Origin of the sequence: Sphingopyxis sp. H073 (assembly GCF_001468395.1) — a bacterium.
Classification (GTDB): Bacteria; Pseudomonadota; Alphaproteobacteria; order Sphingomonadales; family Sphingomonadaceae; genus Sphingopyxis.
Window position 1 is genome coordinate 195,810 of the sequence record NZ_LNSG01000005.1, and the last position, 13,740, is coordinate 209,549.

The 13,740-nt window shown below is 65.3% G+C and carries 13 protein-coding genes, 1 tRNA gene and 1 other RNA gene; 12 read left to right on the forward strand and 3 right to left on the reverse strand.

Annotated elements, in window-relative coordinates; translation table 11 throughout:
- Nucleotides 1-113 precede the first annotated feature (113 nt).
- A complete protein-coding gene (locus ATE64_RS11465) occupies nt 114-2,198 on the forward strand; it encodes a ComEC/Rec2 family competence protein (RefSeq protein WP_231729130.1) in 2,085 nt (694 codons plus the stop codon).
- On the opposite strand, the gene lexA is transcribed toward ATE64_RS11465, so the two are convergent.
- From lexA to moaC, 3 genes are all read right to left on the reverse strand, one after another.
- The gene (gene lexA, locus ATE64_RS11470; RefSeq protein ID WP_058456071.1) at nt 2,152-2,829 is read right to left on the reverse strand and encodes a transcriptional repressor LexA; all 678 of its coding nucleotides are present in this window, start codon (nt 2,827-2,829) and stop codon (nt 2,152-2,154) included. The genes ATE64_RS11465 and lexA overlap by 47 nt on opposite strands.
- Nucleotides 2,830-2,894: 65 nt before the next feature.
- On the reverse strand, nt 2,895-4,085 hold the full coding sequence (locus ATE64_RS11475) for a molybdopterin molybdotransferase MoeA (RefSeq protein ID WP_058456072.1): 1,191 nt from the start codon (nt 4,083-4,085) through the stop codon (nt 2,895-2,897).
- On the reverse strand, nt 4,082-4,555 hold the full coding sequence (gene moaC / locus ATE64_RS11480; protein WP_058456199.1) for a cyclic pyranopterin monophosphate synthase MoaC: 474 nt from the start codon (nt 4,553-4,555) through the stop codon (nt 4,082-4,084). Before moaC ends, ATE64_RS11475 begins: the two co-directional genes overlap by 4 nt.
- A 107-nt stretch (nt 4,556-4,662) precedes the next feature.
- On the opposite strand from moaC, the gene ATE64_RS11485 reads away from it, so the two are divergent.
- From ATE64_RS11485 to ATE64_RS11530, 11 genes are all read left to right on the forward strand, one after another.
- Nucleotides 4,663-5,022 (forward strand): hypothetical protein, encoded by a 360-nt coding sequence (locus tag ATE64_RS11485; RefSeq protein ID WP_058456073.1) that lies wholly within the window; start codon nt 4,663-4,665, stop codon nt 5,020-5,022.
- 101 nt (nt 5,023-5,123) lie between these two features.
- Nucleotides 5,124-5,221, forward strand: an RNA gene (gene ffs, locus ATE64_RS21190) — signal recognition particle sRNA small type.
- Between the two features lie 43 nt (nt 5,222-5,264).
- A complete protein-coding gene (locus ATE64_RS11490) occupies nt 5,265-5,816 on the forward strand; it encodes a hypothetical protein (RefSeq protein WP_058456074.1) in 552 nt (183 codons plus the stop codon).
- A gap of 22 nt (nt 5,817-5,838) precedes the next feature.
- A complete protein-coding gene (locus ATE64_RS11495) occupies nt 5,839-7,530 on the forward strand; it encodes a DNA polymerase III subunit gamma/tau (protein WP_058456200.1) in 1,692 nt (563 codons plus the stop codon).
- Nucleotides 7,527-7,862, forward strand: a complete 336-nt coding sequence (locus ATE64_RS11500; protein WP_058456075.1) for a YbaB/EbfC family nucleoid-associated protein — start codon at nt 7,527-7,529, stop codon at nt 7,860-7,862. The genes ATE64_RS11495 and ATE64_RS11500 overlap by 4 nt, the downstream gene beginning before the upstream one ends.
- Before the next feature lie 133 nt (nt 7,863-7,995).
- Nucleotides 7,996-10,392, forward strand: a complete 2,397-nt coding sequence (gene lon, locus ATE64_RS11505) for an endopeptidase La (RefSeq protein ID WP_058456076.1) — start codon at nt 7,996-7,998, stop codon at nt 10,390-10,392.
- Between the two features lie 182 nt (nt 10,393-10,574).
- Entirely contained in the window at nt 10,575-10,847 is a 273-nt protein-coding gene (locus ATE64_RS11510; protein WP_003044445.1) for an HU family DNA-binding protein, read from the forward strand.
- A 164-nt stretch (nt 10,848-11,011) separates the two neighbouring features.
- Nucleotides 11,012-11,086, forward strand: a tRNA-Val gene (locus tag ATE64_RS11515).
- Nucleotides 11,087-11,183: 97 nt separating this feature from the next.
- Nucleotides 11,184-11,492, forward strand: a complete 309-nt coding sequence (locus ATE64_RS11520) for a hypothetical protein (protein ID WP_058456201.1) — start codon at nt 11,184-11,186, stop codon at nt 11,490-11,492.
- Between the two features lie 105 nt (nt 11,493-11,597).
- Nucleotides 11,598-12,260 (forward strand): response regulator transcription factor, encoded by a 663-nt coding sequence (locus ATE64_RS11525; protein ID WP_058456077.1) that lies wholly within the window; start codon nt 11,598-11,600, stop codon nt 12,258-12,260.
- A gap of 96 nt (nt 12,261-12,356) precedes the next feature.
- Nucleotides 12,357-13,661, forward strand: coding sequence for a HAMP domain-containing sensor histidine kinase (locus ATE64_RS11530; protein ID WP_058456202.1), 1,305 nt, complete (start codon nt 12,357-12,359; stop codon nt 13,659-13,661).
- Nucleotides 13,662-13,740: the final 79 nt, after the last annotated feature.

The following is a 13,740-nucleotide window of genomic DNA, read 5'->3' on the forward strand; positions in this document are numbered from 1 at the left end:
TTCTTTCATTCTGCCGCCCTTGAGGGTCGGAGGTCGGGGCAGCCCCTAGCATGGCGACAAGGCGGCTTCAAACGCCCATTGGCCTGCGCTTTGCGGCGCCGTTGCGCCGGCTTTTGGCCGACATCGAAGCGCGACTCGACAGCGAGCGGGAACGGACGGGGTTGTGGCTGCCCGTCGCGCTCGGCACGGGCATCGCGGCATGGTTCGCCTTGCCTGCGGCGGCGCACTGGACCGGCTTGCTGTTCATGCTCGCGAGCGGCGGGCTGGCGGGGTTGCTCATCGGATGGTCGAGCCGGATCGGCCGCATGGTCATGGTGGGCTGCGGCATCATCGCGATCGGGGTGCTGCTGATATGGGCGCGCGCGACATCGGTCGGTGCGCCGGTGCTGGCGCAGCCCGCGACGACGGCTTTTTCGGCCGAGGTCGAGGCCGTCGAACCGCTGCCGGCGCGGGGCGAGACGCGACTGATCCTGCGCCCGCGCGGACGCGACGACCTGCCGCCGCGAGTTCGCGTCACGCTGCGGGGCGAAGCGCGCGGCACGATCATGCCGGGCGAGCGGATCGGGCTGCGCGCGCGGTTGATGCCGCCGCCCGCGGCAAGCCTGCCCGGAAGCTATGATTTTGCGCAGCGGGCGTGGTTCGACCGGATCGGTGCGGTGGGAACGGTGTTGGGCGATGTTTCGCGCGCGCCGGGTGCGGGGCAGGGCAGGCAACCGCTGCGCGCCCGGCTGAGCGAGCATATCCACCGCCAGATCGAGGGTTCGCCGGGCGGGATCGCGGCGGCGCTGGTCACCGGCGACCGGGGGGCGATCTCCGCCGAAGACGAGGAGGCGATGCGACGAAGCGGGCTGGCGCACCTGCTGTCGATCAGCGGGTTGCACGTCACCGCGGTGATCGGGTTTGCCATGCTGTTTGCGCGGCGGCTGTTCGCCCTGAGCCCGCGCCTGGCACTGGGCGGATATGTGCTGCCGGTCGCGGCGGCCGCCGGGGCGCTGGCGGGGGCGGGCTATACGTGGCTAGCGGGCGCCGAGGTGCCGACATTGCGATCGCTGATCGCGGCGCTGCTGGTGCTCGTGGCCTTGCTGATGGGGCGCGAGGCGCTGACCTTGCGGTTGGTCGCGGCGGGCGCCTTGATCGTCCTCGTCTGGCGGCCCGAGTCGCTCGTCGGGCCGAGCTTCCAGCTGAGCTTCGCGGCGGTGACGGCGATCGTCGTGCTGCACGAAAGCCCCGCGATGCAGCGCTTCATGGCGCGGCGCGACGAGGGACTGGTGCGACGCTGGGCGCGCGGGATCGCCGGCCTGCTGGTCACCGGTCTGGTGGTCGAGGTCGCGCTGGCGCCGATCGCATTGTTCCATTTTCACAAGGCCGGACTTTATGGCGCGCTGGCAAATGTCGTCGCGATTCCGCTGACGACCTTCGTTGTCATGCCGTTCGAGGCGCTCGCGTTGCTGTTCGACAGCCTGGGGCTCGGAGCACCCTTCTGGTGGGTTGCCGAGCAGGCCCTGCGAGTCCTGATTGCACTCGCGCATCATGTCGCCGACGCGCCGGGTGCAGTCGCTACGCTGCCGCGGTTTCCGGCATGGGCGTTTGCGCTGGCGATTGCTGGCGGCTTGTGGATTCTCGTCTGGCAGCGATCATGGCGCTGGTGGGGACTCGCTCCGCTCGTCGCGGGCATGGCGGTGCTCGTCCTGCAGCCGCGCCCCGATTTGCTGATCACTGCCGATGGTCGAAACATCGCCGCTGCCGTGCCCGGCGGCGGTTATGCGCTGCTGCGCGATCGCGCGGGCGATTTCGTCCGCGATACGATGAACGAGGCGGGCGGCAGCGACGCGCCGCTGGGCGCGCTGGCCATGCTCGACCATGTCGAGTGCAATGTCGATTTCTGCCGCTGGGTACAGGAAGGCCGCATCGTCCTCGCCTCACGCGGCCGCGACCGGATCGAGGGAAGCGTGATGGCGCCCGCCTGTGCCGCCGCCGATGTGGTGATCAGCGACCGCTGGCTACCACGCGAATGCGTCGGGCGCTGGCTGACGATCGACCGCGACAGTCTGGCGGAAAGCGGCGGGCTTGCCATCTACCTTGGCGAAAAGCCGAAAGCCGTCGCCGCGCTGACGGCGGGCGACGGCCATCCGTGGCGCAATGCGCCGCAGGTCAGTGGTAACGACGAAGCAGTCCCGAAAGCCGCCCTTGCACAATGACGCGCCCAGCTTCGTAGCGCTGGGGTTCGTACGAACTGTTTGCAGGATCGAGCCGGATCATCTTGCCTTCGCGGCGGAAGAATTTGAGCGTCGCATCCTGTCCGTCGACGAGCGCGACGACGATATCGCCCTCGCGAGCGGTGCTGACCTTCTGGATCAGCGCATAGTCGCCGTCGAAAATCCCCGCCTCGACCATCGAATCGCCCGAAACCTCGAGCGCGTAATGTTCGCCGGCGCCGAGCAGCGCGGCGGGAACCGCTAGCTGGTTGTGATCCTCGAACGCCTCGATCGGGACGCCAGCCGCGATCTTTCCGTGCAGCGGCACCTCGACGATATCGTTCGCGGCAATCGGTTTGAGCGAGGGGGCGGGCTTGCGGAGCGGAACGACATTATCGTTGCGCACGGGCGTCTTGGCCGCCTCGGGCACCTTCAGCACCTCGAGCGCGCGGGCGCGGTTGGGCAGGCGGCGGAGAAAACCCCTTTCTTCCAAGGCGCTTATCAGGCGATGGATGCCCGATTTCGACTTCAGGCCCAGCGCTTCCTTCATTTCCTCGAACGACGGCGAAATGCCGCTCGCGTCAAGGCGCTGCTGGATGAAGTGGAGCAGTTCGTGCTGCTTCGCGGTCAACATCGCTTGTTCTCCATGATGTCAGTTCCGGACATAGGGAGAACGATAGTGGAACAAACCGGAACTTGTCAAGCGATAGCGATATAGTCCGCTTGTTCACCCACCAAGCGCGCCGGCGCAGCGATGTCGCGGATCACCAGCGCGTTCGCTTCGGCGAGCGGCGCGGTGCGGCCGCTATCCTGACCGTCGAAGACCGAGAGCAAGCCGCCCTCCAGCCGTGCGCGGAGATAGTCGCGCCGCTTGCCGCCGGGGCCGAGCGCGGCGGCGAGCGGGGCCTGCCGAACCTCGGGTAACGGCGCGTGCGCGCCGGCGAGGTGGCGAACGAGCGGGAGGAGGAACAGCGTCGCGGTGACAAAGGCGGACGAGGGATTCCCAGGCAGGCCGAGCAATATGGCGTCGCCGATGCGGCCGGCGATCAGGGGCTTGCCCGGGCGCATCGCAATCTTCCAGAAATCGAGAGAGCCGCCAGCGTCCTCAAGCGCGCCGCGGACATGATCATGATCGCCGACGGAGGCGCCGCCGACGGTCACGATGACGTCGTGACGTCGCGCCAGATCCCTGAGAACACGCGATATCATCAGCCGGTCATCGCGAATGTGCAACGGCAGCGAGACGTCGGCGGGCTCGGTCCCGAGCATCGCCGCGAGCATTGTGCCGTTGCTGTCGGGGATCTGGCCGGGCGCGAGCGCGTGGCCCGGCTGGACGAGCTCGTCGCCGGTGGTGATGATCGCGACGCGCGGGCGGGTGCCTACCGGCAACTGCGCGGCGCCGCTCATGATCGCGGCGGCAATGACGCCGGGCGTGACGCGGGTTCCGGCGGCGAGAAGGCGCGCGCCCGCCGGAAAGTCGCTCGCGCGCGACCGGACGTGCTGGCCGGGCCGGATCTCGTCAGCGGTGGCGAGGCGCAAATGCGTACCCTCGGCAATGGCATACTCTTGGATCACGATCGTGTCGGCGCCCTCGGGAAGCATCGCGCCGGTGAAGATGCGCATCGCCTCGCCGGGACCGACACGCTGGGACGGCACTCTTCCCGCAGCGATTTCGCCGGTCACCGCCCACGGGCCGGGCAGGTCGGCGGCGCGGATGGCGTAGCCATCCATCGCCGACAGGTCGCCTGAAGGCTGGTCGCGTTGGGCGAGGATGTCCTGCGAGAGATATCGTCTAAGCGACTGGGAAAAGATGACATTCTCGCTAGAGAGCGGCCCTCGCAGGGCCAGCAGCCGGGCCTGCGCCTCCTCGACCGGGAGCAGGCCGCTCATTCGGCGCGCCAGTCGCCCGAGCGACCGCCGCTCTTTTCGAGCAGGCGGATATCGCCGAGGATCATCGCGCGGTCGAGCGCCTTCGCCATGTCGTAGAGTGTCAGGAGCGCGACCGATGCAGCCGTGAGCGCCTCCATTTCGACGCCGGTCGGGCCGGTCGTCGCGGCGGTGGCGCGCACGGCGATGCCGGTGCTTTCCCATGCGAACTCGACCGACACTTGGGTGAGCGCGAGCGGGTGGCAGAGCGGGATCAGGTCGGCCGTGCGCTTCGCGGCCATGATGCCGGCGATGCGGGCGGTCGAGAGGACGTCGCCCTTGGGCGCGTTGCCGCTGCGGATCGCGTCGAGCGCATCGGCTGACATCGTGATCCGGCCGCCCGCGACGGCGCGGCGCCCCGTGGCGGGCTTGGTCCCGACATCGACCATATGCGCGGTGCCGGTGTCGTCGAGATGAGTCGGTTTGGGTTTCATCGTCGGGAGCGAAGCAAGGCAGGGCTGGAAAGGCAAGGGGAATGGCAGGAATCGACCGATTGCAGACATCGAGCGATCCGGTAATTACGGGCAGCGGAAGGTAATTAATGTTGCAGAAGGACGATGCTGAGCATTCGGTGCCCCAGCCGCTTCGCTCGACGTTTCGGCAGATTGCAGAGGCGTTTGTGGTGGGGGACTACCAACTTCGGGAGCATCCGATCGATGGTGTAAAGCCAATCGGGGCCGATACTGCTAGATGGATAGCGGAGAGCATTTCGGCCTACGGCGACGAGCTTTCCACCTTAAATGAGCAAACGTGGGAGAGGTCCGTCTATCGTTGGATGGACGGCCATTGGCTAGCGCTTGTAGACCTCACCACGCGTGCCGAACCGGTGAGCGACCTCGCACTTCATCTGAAGCTCTACGAATGTGGCGATGTGGAGGTTTACGGCGTATTCGTCCCTTAGCTGGCATTTGCTGAGGAGCATCCGCTTCCCACCCCAAAACAGACGAAACGCCGGTCGACCCGGCCGATCTTGCATTTCATCACCATCCCCGCCATATGCGCCGCGGGAGTCGGGCGGACGCAGTCTTCGCCAACCCGGTCAGGTCCGGAAGGAAGCAGCCGCAACGAATTCGCTGCGGGTCGTTCCGGCTCCCACCCATTTCCCCCTTCGACAAGACCGCGCCCGGCCCCTAAGACGGGGCCATGAGCGATTCCGCTATCTTCTTTAAGTCGTGGATGACGGATTATTCCGACGACGATCTTCAGGTGTTGCGGGTCGCATATCTGACAGGGGAGTTGCACGCGACGACGCGTCTCGACGATGGCCGCTACGCTCACTACGCCCTCCAAGGCGAAGCTACCTCCGAATTCAAGCTGGCGATCAAATTGTTCAGCTACACGAAGAGCCGGGTTTTCGAGGTGCTCTTTTACGATGTGACGGCGTATCGGGTCCTCGATGAGCATGGACTATGCGATTTATGGCCGCTCGATAGACCAAATCGTGCCATGTTCAAAGTTGGAGGGCATGGTTGGACGAAGGAATCCCCTATCAGCTTTGCATTCGGAGGGGATGAATCTTGGATGATTGCTACCGATTGGGATTGCGTAGAAATTATATCGACGAGTCAGCCGATTGTTCGCGATCTGGCTCCGGTCGAGCGCGAGATCGTAGACGAACCATTGGAAGCCAAAGATCCAGGGCAGGCGGTTGCGGCATTTTTTGAGAGAGCGACGCTGACCAAGAGGTTGAGCTGACAAAGTGACCGATTCTGAAGACATTTTCGCTGCAGCCGGCGTCGACGCTCCCGAGACGCCTCCGCCCGCTTCTTCGGGCCCGTACCGCGTCCTCGCGCGCAAATATCGCCCGCAAACCTTCGCCGAGCTGATCGGGCAGGATGCGATGGTGAAGACGCTCGCCAACGCGATCGCGCGCGACCGGCTGGCGCATGCCTTTCTGATGACGGGCGTGCGCGGGGTCGGCAAGACCTCGACCGCGCGCCTGATCGCCAAGGCATTGAACTGCATCGGCCCCGACGGGCAGGGCGGGCCGACGATCGATCCGTGCGGAGTGTGCGAACCGTGCCGCGCGATTACCGAAGGCCGCCATATCGACGTGATCGAGATGGACGCCGCGTCGAACACCGGCGTCGACGACGTGCGCGAGATCATCGAGGCGGTGCGCTATGCCGCGGTGTCTGCGCGCTACAAGATCTATATCATCGACGAAGTGCATATGTTGTCGCGTAACGCGTTCAACGCATTGCTAAAAACGCTCGAAGAGCCGCCGCCGCACGTCAAGTTCCTGTTCGCGACGACCGAAGTGAACAAGGTGCCCGTGACGGTGCTGTCGCGCTGCCAGCGCTTCGACCTGCGCCGCATCACCCCCGATATGCTGTTCGCGCATTTCAGCTCGATCCTGCAGAAGGAAGGCGTCGAGGCCGAGGCGCCGGCGATCTGGCTGATCGCCAACGCGGCCGAAGGCTCGGTGCGTGACGGCCTGTCGATCCTCGACCAGGCGATCGCGTACGCCGATCTGGACGGCGGCGGCCGGATCGGCGCCGATCAGGTACGGACGATGCTCGGCCTGTCGGATCGCACCGCGATCACGCAGTTGATGGCGACGATCCTCGAAGGCGACAGCGGCGGGGCGATCGATCTTGCCCGCGCGCAATATGCGCTGGGGATCGAGCCCGTCGCGATGGTGCGCGGGTTGATGGACCTGACGCACGCGATCACGCTCGCCAAGGTGTCGCGCCACGACGACCCGGCGCTCGCGGCGAGTGACCGCGAACGGATCGGCGACTGGGCGCAGAAGCTCGGTTTCGCGCCGCTCAACCGCCTCTGGCAGCTCCTGCTCAAGGGGCATGACGAGGTGCTGCGCGCGAACAATCCGCTCGAACATCTCGAAATGCTGCTGCTGCGCGTGATCTATGCGGCGTCGATGCCCGATCCGGGTGAACTCGCGAAACTGCTCGAATCGGGCGGAGTGCCGGCAATGCCGCTCGGGGCGCCGCCCGCGCCGACCGGGCGCGAGAGCGCGGCGGTCGAGCCCGTCGCCGAAGCGTCTGCACCCGAAAGCGCCGAAACACCGGTCTCGGCACTCACCATCGCGCAAATCCATCAACTTCTGGAAAGCACTGGAAATCATCAACTTGCACGGCAAGTTTATGATGATCTCAAACTTCTGGAGCTCGAGCCTGGTCGGCTCGTCTATGCGCCGACAGCCGCGCTCGACGGCGATTTCGCGCGCCGTCTGGGCGAAACGCTGCTCGCCCAGACCGGCAGCCGCTGGCAGGTTCGGGTGGGTGAGGGCGAGGGGCGACCGAGCCTCGGCCAGATGCGCGCGGCGAAGCTCGCCGACAATGACTCCCGGATTCGCGAACTGCCCGTCGTAAAGGCCGCCTTGGCAGCTTTTCCCGACGCGCGGCTTGTCGAAGACGACCATAATCACCAAAGGTTCAACCCATGAAATCGATCGAAGAAATGATGAAGGCGGCGCAGGAAGCCGCCGCGACCGTGCAGGCGCAGATGCAGGAGGCGCAGGCGAAGCTCGACACCGTCGAGGTCGAGGGCGTCTCGGGCGGCGGCCTCGTCAGGATCACGGCGACCGCCAAGGGCCGGATCAAGGCGATTAGCATCGACGACAGCCTGATGGTCCCGGCCGACAAGCAGATGCTCGAGGATCTGCTCGCCGCAGCTTTCAACGACGCGCGCGAAAAGGCCGATGCTGCAAGCAACGAGGAAATGGGCAGGATGACGAGCGGCCTGCCGCTCCCGCCGGGGTTCAAGCTGCCGTTCTGACGGTCTTGTCCCCAGCTTCCGCCGTCCGTTCAGGCTTGCGTCATTGAATGCGCGGCAAGTTACGCCATATTAGCGATGAACCGCCTATAAGAAGGATGGCGCGCCGGGTCGCGGCGCGCGTCCAGGAGCCCTGATGACGCAATCCTATCCCCTGTTGCCGCTGCGCGATATCGTTGTTTTCCCGCACATGATCGTTCCGTTGTTCGTGGGCCGCGACCGCTCGGTCGCCGCGCTCGAAACCGCCATGGAAAGCGACAAGGAAATTTTCCTCGTCGCCCAGCTCGATCCCGGCGAGGACGACCCGCAGCGCGACGATCTTTACGACACCGGCGTAATTGCCACCGTTTTGCAGTTGCTTAAGCTTCCGGACGGCACCGTGCGCGTGCTCGTCGAGGGCAAGGAACGCGCAAAGCTGACGAGCCTTGCCGATGACGGCAAGGCGGTGATGGCGACGGTAAAGCCGATCTCCGACACGCTCGACGACAGCGTCGATACCGCCGCGCTGATGCGCTCGGTCGTCGACCAGTTCGAAAGCTATGCCAAGCTCAACAAGAAGATGCCGGCAGAGACCGCGGTGCAACTGTCGCAGATCGACGACGCCTCGCGCCTTGCCGACTCGGTCGCGGGCAATCTCAACATCAAGGTCTCGGACAAGCAGGCTCTGCTTGTCGAGGATGCGCCCGCGAAGCGGCTCGAGATGGTGTTCGCCTTCATGGAGGGCGAACTCGGCGTGCTGCAGGTCGAGAAGAAGATCCGCGGCCGCGTGAAGCGCCAGATGGAAAAGAGCCAGCGCGAATATTACCTCAACGAACAGTTGAAGGCGATCCAGCGCGAGCTCGGCAACGACAATGGCGAAGGCGGCGACGACCTCGCCGAGCTGCAGCTCAAGATCGACAGCCTCAAAATGTCGAAGGAAGCGAAGGCCAAGGCGAACGCCGAGCTCAAGAAGCTCCGCGCGATGGCGCCGATGTCGGCCGAGGCGACCGTCGTGCGCAACTATCTCGACACGCTGATCGGCCTGCCTTGGGGCAAGAAGTCGAAGCTCAAGAAGGATATCGCGAAGGCGCAGGCCGTTCTCGACGACGACCATTATGCGCTTGAAAAGGTCAAGGACCGGATCGTCGAATATCTGGCGGTGCAGGCGCGCACGAACAAGCTGAAGGGGCCGATCCTGTGCCTCGTCGGCCCTCCGGGCGTCGGCAAGACCTCGCTCGGCCGCTCGATCGCGAAGGCGACGGGGCGCGAATTTGTGCGTCAGTCGCTGGGCGGCGTGCGCGACGAGGCCGAAATCCGCGGCCACCGCCGCACGTACATCGGCTCGCTGCCGGGCAAGATCGTGACAAACCTCAAGAAGGCCGGCACGATGAACCCGCTGTTCCTGCTCGACGAGATCGACAAGCTCGGCCAGGATTTCCGCGGCGATCCGGCCTCGGCGCTGCTCGAGGTGCTCGACCCCGAACAGAATGCGAAGTTCCAGGACCATTATCTGGAGGTCGATGTCGACCTGTCGGACGTGATGTTCGTGACGACCGCCAACTCGCTGAACCTGCCGCAGCCGCTGCTCGACCGCATGGAGATCATCCGGCTCGAGGGCTATACCGAGGACGAGAAGGTCGAGATCGCCAAGCGTCACCTGATCGCGAAGCAGATCGAGGCGCACGGCCTGAAAGCCGGTGAGTTCGAGCTGACCGACGAAGGCTTGCGCGACCTCATCCGCTATTACACCCGCGAGGCGGGCGTCCGCACGCTCGAGCGCGAGATCGCGCGTCTGGCGCGCAAGGCGCTGCGCAAGATCCTCGAGGGCAAGGCGGAAAGCGTCGTCGTTACCCCCGACAATCTCGCCGAATTTGCCGGCGTGCGGAAATTCCGCCATGGCGTTTCGGATCGCGAGGATCAGGTCGGCGCGGTCACCGGGCTCGCCTGGACCCAGGTTGGCGGCGAATTGCTGACGATCGAGGCGGTCACCGCGTCGGGCAAGGGCCAGGTGCGGACCACCGGCAAGCTCGGCGAAGTGATGACCGAATCCGTGCAGGCGGCGCTGTCGTTCGTGAAGGCGCGCGCCCCTGCCTATGGCATCAAGCCCAGCCTGTTCGCGCGCAAGGACATTCACATCCACCTGCCCGAAGGCGCGGTGCCGAAGGATGGTCCGTCGGCGGGCGTCGGCATGGTCACGGCGATGGTCTCGACCCTCACCGGCATCGCGGTCCGCAAGGATGTCGCGATGACCGGCGAGGTCACGCTGCGTGGCCGTGTGCTCGCGATCGGCGGGCTCAAGGAAAAGCTGCTCGCGGCGCTGCGCGGCGGGATCACCACCGTTCTCATTCCCGAGGAGAATGAAAAGGATCTGGTCGAGATTCCGGCGAACATTACGTCGTCGCTGAAGATCATTCCGGTCAGCCATGTCGACCAGGTGCTCGCCGAAGCGCTGGCGGCGCCGGTCGAACCGATCGAGTGGACCGAAGCCGACGAACTCGCCGCATCGCCGCCCATTTCGCCCGGCAGCGACCCCGAATCCGCGATTCGGCACTGACCCCGAAGGGCCGGCTCGCGCCACCGGCCCTTTTTGGACCCAAATTCGTCGCATAATCGGCCTTTTGGGGCGTTTTTCGGCCTTTTTTGCTTTGACAAGGCGGGGGGAAACATCGTTAGTGGCGCGCCATGGCTTCGGGCCATGAATCGATTATCCAACCATAATGCAGGGGTTCCTTAGGCATGAACAAACAAGACCTGATCGCCGCCGTCGCTGACTCGAGCGGCCTGACCAAGGGCGACGCGAGCAAGGCTGTCGAAGCCGTGTTCGATTCGATCACCGGCGCGCTCAAGAAGGGCGGCGAAGTTCGTCTCGTCGGCTTTGGCACGTTCGCGGTCAGCAAGCGCAAGGCCTCGACCGGTCGCAACCCGCGCACCGGCGAAACGATGACCATCGCGGCGTCGAACCAGCCGAAGTTCAAGGCCGGCAAGGCCCTCAAGGACGCCGTCAACTAAGTTGGTCGGACCCTTTTGGTGAAAACATCTCGGGCCGTGGCGCAAGCTGCGGCCCGATTTGCATCGGCGGGTGAATTTTCGGCAAATGGACATTGCATTACCGGCGCGAGCGGCTATGGCCGTCCGGCTTTCGGACGCGCCGGACAATCGGCCGGCCTCGGAATGGGCGCGTAGCTCAGCGGTAGAGCACACCCTTCACACGGGTGGGGTCACAGGTTCAATCCCTGTCGCGCCCACCATTCCCCGAAGCGCATCGATGCGAGGCGGCAAAGGCCGAATATCGCCTGTCGGCCCCATTCATCGCCTATTCAATGCATTCGCACTAGGACCATGGGCATGTTCCGCATTCTGACCATAACCCTTGCATCCGCTTCGCTGCTCGCCGCGGGCACGCCCGCGTTCGCCCGCGGCGATCGTGACCAGGACAATCTGCGCGAAGCCGCGGCGCAGGGGCAGGTGATCCCGCTCAACCGGCTGATCGCCGACGTCAAATCGCGCCCGCCCTACAGCGGCATGACCTATCTCGGCGGGCCGCAGTTCGATGCCGGCCGGATGCTCTATGCGTTGAAATTCATGGACGGCGCGCAGGTCGTCGTCGTCTATGTCGATGCGCGGACCGGCCGGATCGTCGGCCGCAAACCCTGACATTTTTCGAGCGCAACGACATTTTGCGATGATCGTTGGGACTTGGTACAGAGTTGCACCATCGCGGCGCGGGACGCACCGGCCGCGCAAAGGAAAGGCGCCTGAATGCGGATTTTGATTGTCGAGGACGAACCCACGCTGGGTCCGCAGCTCAAAGCGACGCTCGAAGGGGCCGGCTATGCCGTTGACCTCGCCACCGACGGCGAGGATGGCCATTTCCTGGGTTCGACCGAAAATTACGACGCCGCGATCCTCGACCTTGGGCTGCCCGAAGTCGACGGGCTGACGGTGCTCGACCGCTGGCGCAAGGAAAAGCGCAACTTCCCCGTGCTCGTCCTGACCGCGCGCGACAGCTGGTCGGACAAGGTTGCGGGGCTCGACGCGGGCGCCGACGATTATCTCGCCAAGCCCTTCCAGACCGAGGAATTGATCGCCCGCCTGCGCGCGTTGATCCGCCGCGCCGCGGGCAATGCATCGAGCGAGCTGATTGCGGGCAATGTTCGCCTCGACACGCGCTCGGGCCGCGTGACGCTCGACGGCGCGCCGGTGAAGCTCACCGCGCAGGAATATAAGCTCCTGTCGTACCTGCTCCATCACAAGGGCAAGGTCGTGTCGCGCACCGAGCTGATCGAGCATATCTACGATCAGGATTTCGACCGCGATTCGAACACGATCGAGGTGTTTGTGACGCGCATCCGCAAGAAGCTGGGCGCCGATATCATCACCACCATCCGCGGTCTCGGCTACCAGCTCGACGATCCGCAGTAAGGCATGGCGGAGGCCGATGCCGCCCCTGCGATAGCGACCGAAGCCGCAAAGCCCGCCGCGCTGACGCGCCGTATCACCGGCTCGCTCGCGCGGCGCATGATCGCGATCGCGACGATCTGGATCTCGGTGCTCCTGATCGGCGGCGGCTTCGCGCTCGACCGTGTGCTGACCGGCGCGATCACGCGCAACTTCGACTCCAGCCTCGAATATGTGCTGATCGCGATGATCCGTTCGTCGGAGATCGGGCCCGATGGCGAGGTGCGGCTGATCGAACCGCTCGGCGACCAGCGATTCCTCGAACCCTATAGCGGCCTTTACTGGCAGATCAGCGGCGGCGGGCAGGAACCCTATCGTTCGCGCTCGCTGTGGGAACGCACCCTGAAGCCGCCGCAGCCGCATATCGACAATGCGCTCCACACGTATAACAGCAACCAGTTTCCCGACGAACAACTCCGCGTCCTCGAACGCAATGTCATCCTGCCGGGCAGCAAGGTGAGCTGGCGGTTCCAGATCGCCCAGTCGCGCGACGCGCTCGACCTGCAGATCCGCGCGGTGCGCGCGACGCTGATCCCCAGCCTCGGTCTGCTCGGGCTCGGGCTGATCGTGCTTGCGGCACTCCAGACCTTTTACGGCTTGCTGCCGCTGCGCCAGATCCGCCGCGCGATCGCGGCGATGCGCGGGGGCGAGAACCGCCGGATCGTCGCGCCGCTGCCGCTCGAGGTGCAGCCGATGGTCGACGAATTGAACGCGCTGCTTGCGCACAACGAGAAGCAGGCGGAGGAGGCGCGGCTCCACGCCGGTAATCTCGCGCACGCGCTCAAGACGCCGCTGACCGTGCTCGTCAACAGCGCGACCGGGTCGGACAGCGAGCTTGCGCAAACGGTGCGGCGCGAGGCGGCGACGATGCAGCGGCAGGTCGACCATCATCTTGCCCGCGCGCGTGCCGTCGGGCGCCGCGGCGCTGCGCAGGCACGCGCAAATGTTCGCGACAGCGTCGACAGCGTATCGCGCGCGGTGGGGCTGCTTTACCCCAACGTCCGGCTCGATGCCGAGGGCGACAAGACGCTGGTCGTGCGCGTCGAGCGGCAGGATCTCGACGAGCTGATCGGCAATCTCCTCGAAAATGCCGCCAAATATGGCGGCGGCAGCGTGTTCGTCACCATCCAGCGCGCCGGCTCGATGGTCGAAATCCTTGTCGAGGACGATGGGGCGGGTATCTCGCCCGCCGATCGCCAGCGCGTCATCGACCGGGGCGTCCGGCTCGACAGCGGCAAGCCCGGGACAGGGCTCGGCCTCGCGATCGTCCGCGACGTCGCCGAAATCTACGGCGGCAGTATCGCGCTCGAAGAGAGCGAGGATCTGGGCGGGTTGCTTGTGCGGCTGAGGTTGCCGGCGGGGTAGGGGAGCGGCCGGCGATCCTAGACCGGAGTCAGGACTTTAGGGATATTCCGGCTTTCGTGATACGGTAGCGACGTTGTTT

What these genes read in the sequence shown, in the direction of transcription:
- ATE64_RS11525 (WP_058456077.1), top strand. Translation starts at nt 11,598, where the DNA reads ATGCGGATTTTGATTGTCGAGGACGAACCCACGCTGGGTCCGCAGCTC.
- ATE64_RS11475 (WP_058456072.1), bottom strand. Translation starts at nt 4,085, where the DNA reads ATGAGCGGCCTGCTCCCGGTCGAGGAGGCGCAGGCCCGGCTGCTGGCC.
- ATE64_RS11510 (WP_003044445.1), top strand. Translation starts at nt 10,575, where the DNA reads ATGAACAAACAAGACCTGATCGCCGCCGTCGCTGACTCGAGCGGCCTG.
- ATE64_RS11485 (WP_058456073.1), top strand. Translation starts at nt 4,663, where the DNA reads ATGTTGCAGAAGGACGATGCTGAGCATTCGGTGCCCCAGCCGCTTCGC.
- moaC (WP_058456199.1), bottom strand. Translation starts at nt 4,555, where the DNA reads ATGAAACCCAAACCGACTCATCTCGACGACACCGGCACCGCGCATATG.
- lexA (WP_058456071.1), bottom strand. Translation starts at nt 2,829, where the DNA reads ATGTTGACCGCGAAGCAGCACGAACTGCTCCACTTCATCCAGCAGCGC.
- ATE64_RS11530 (WP_058456202.1), top strand. Translation starts at nt 12,357, where the DNA reads ATGATCGCGATCGCGACGATCTGGATCTCGGTGCTCCTGATCGGCGGC.
- lon (WP_058456076.1), top strand. Translation starts at nt 7,996, where the DNA reads ATGACGCAATCCTATCCCCTGTTGCCGCTGCGCGATATCGTTGTTTTC.
- ATE64_RS11520 (WP_058456201.1), top strand. Translation starts at nt 11,184, where the DNA reads ATGTTCCGCATTCTGACCATAACCCTTGCATCCGCTTCGCTGCTCGCC.
- ATE64_RS11500 (WP_058456075.1), top strand. Translation starts at nt 7,527, where the DNA reads ATGAAATCGATCGAAGAAATGATGAAGGCGGCGCAGGAAGCCGCCGCG.
- ATE64_RS11490 (WP_058456074.1), top strand. Translation starts at nt 5,265, where the DNA reads ATGAGCGATTCCGCTATCTTCTTTAAGTCGTGGATGACGGATTATTCC.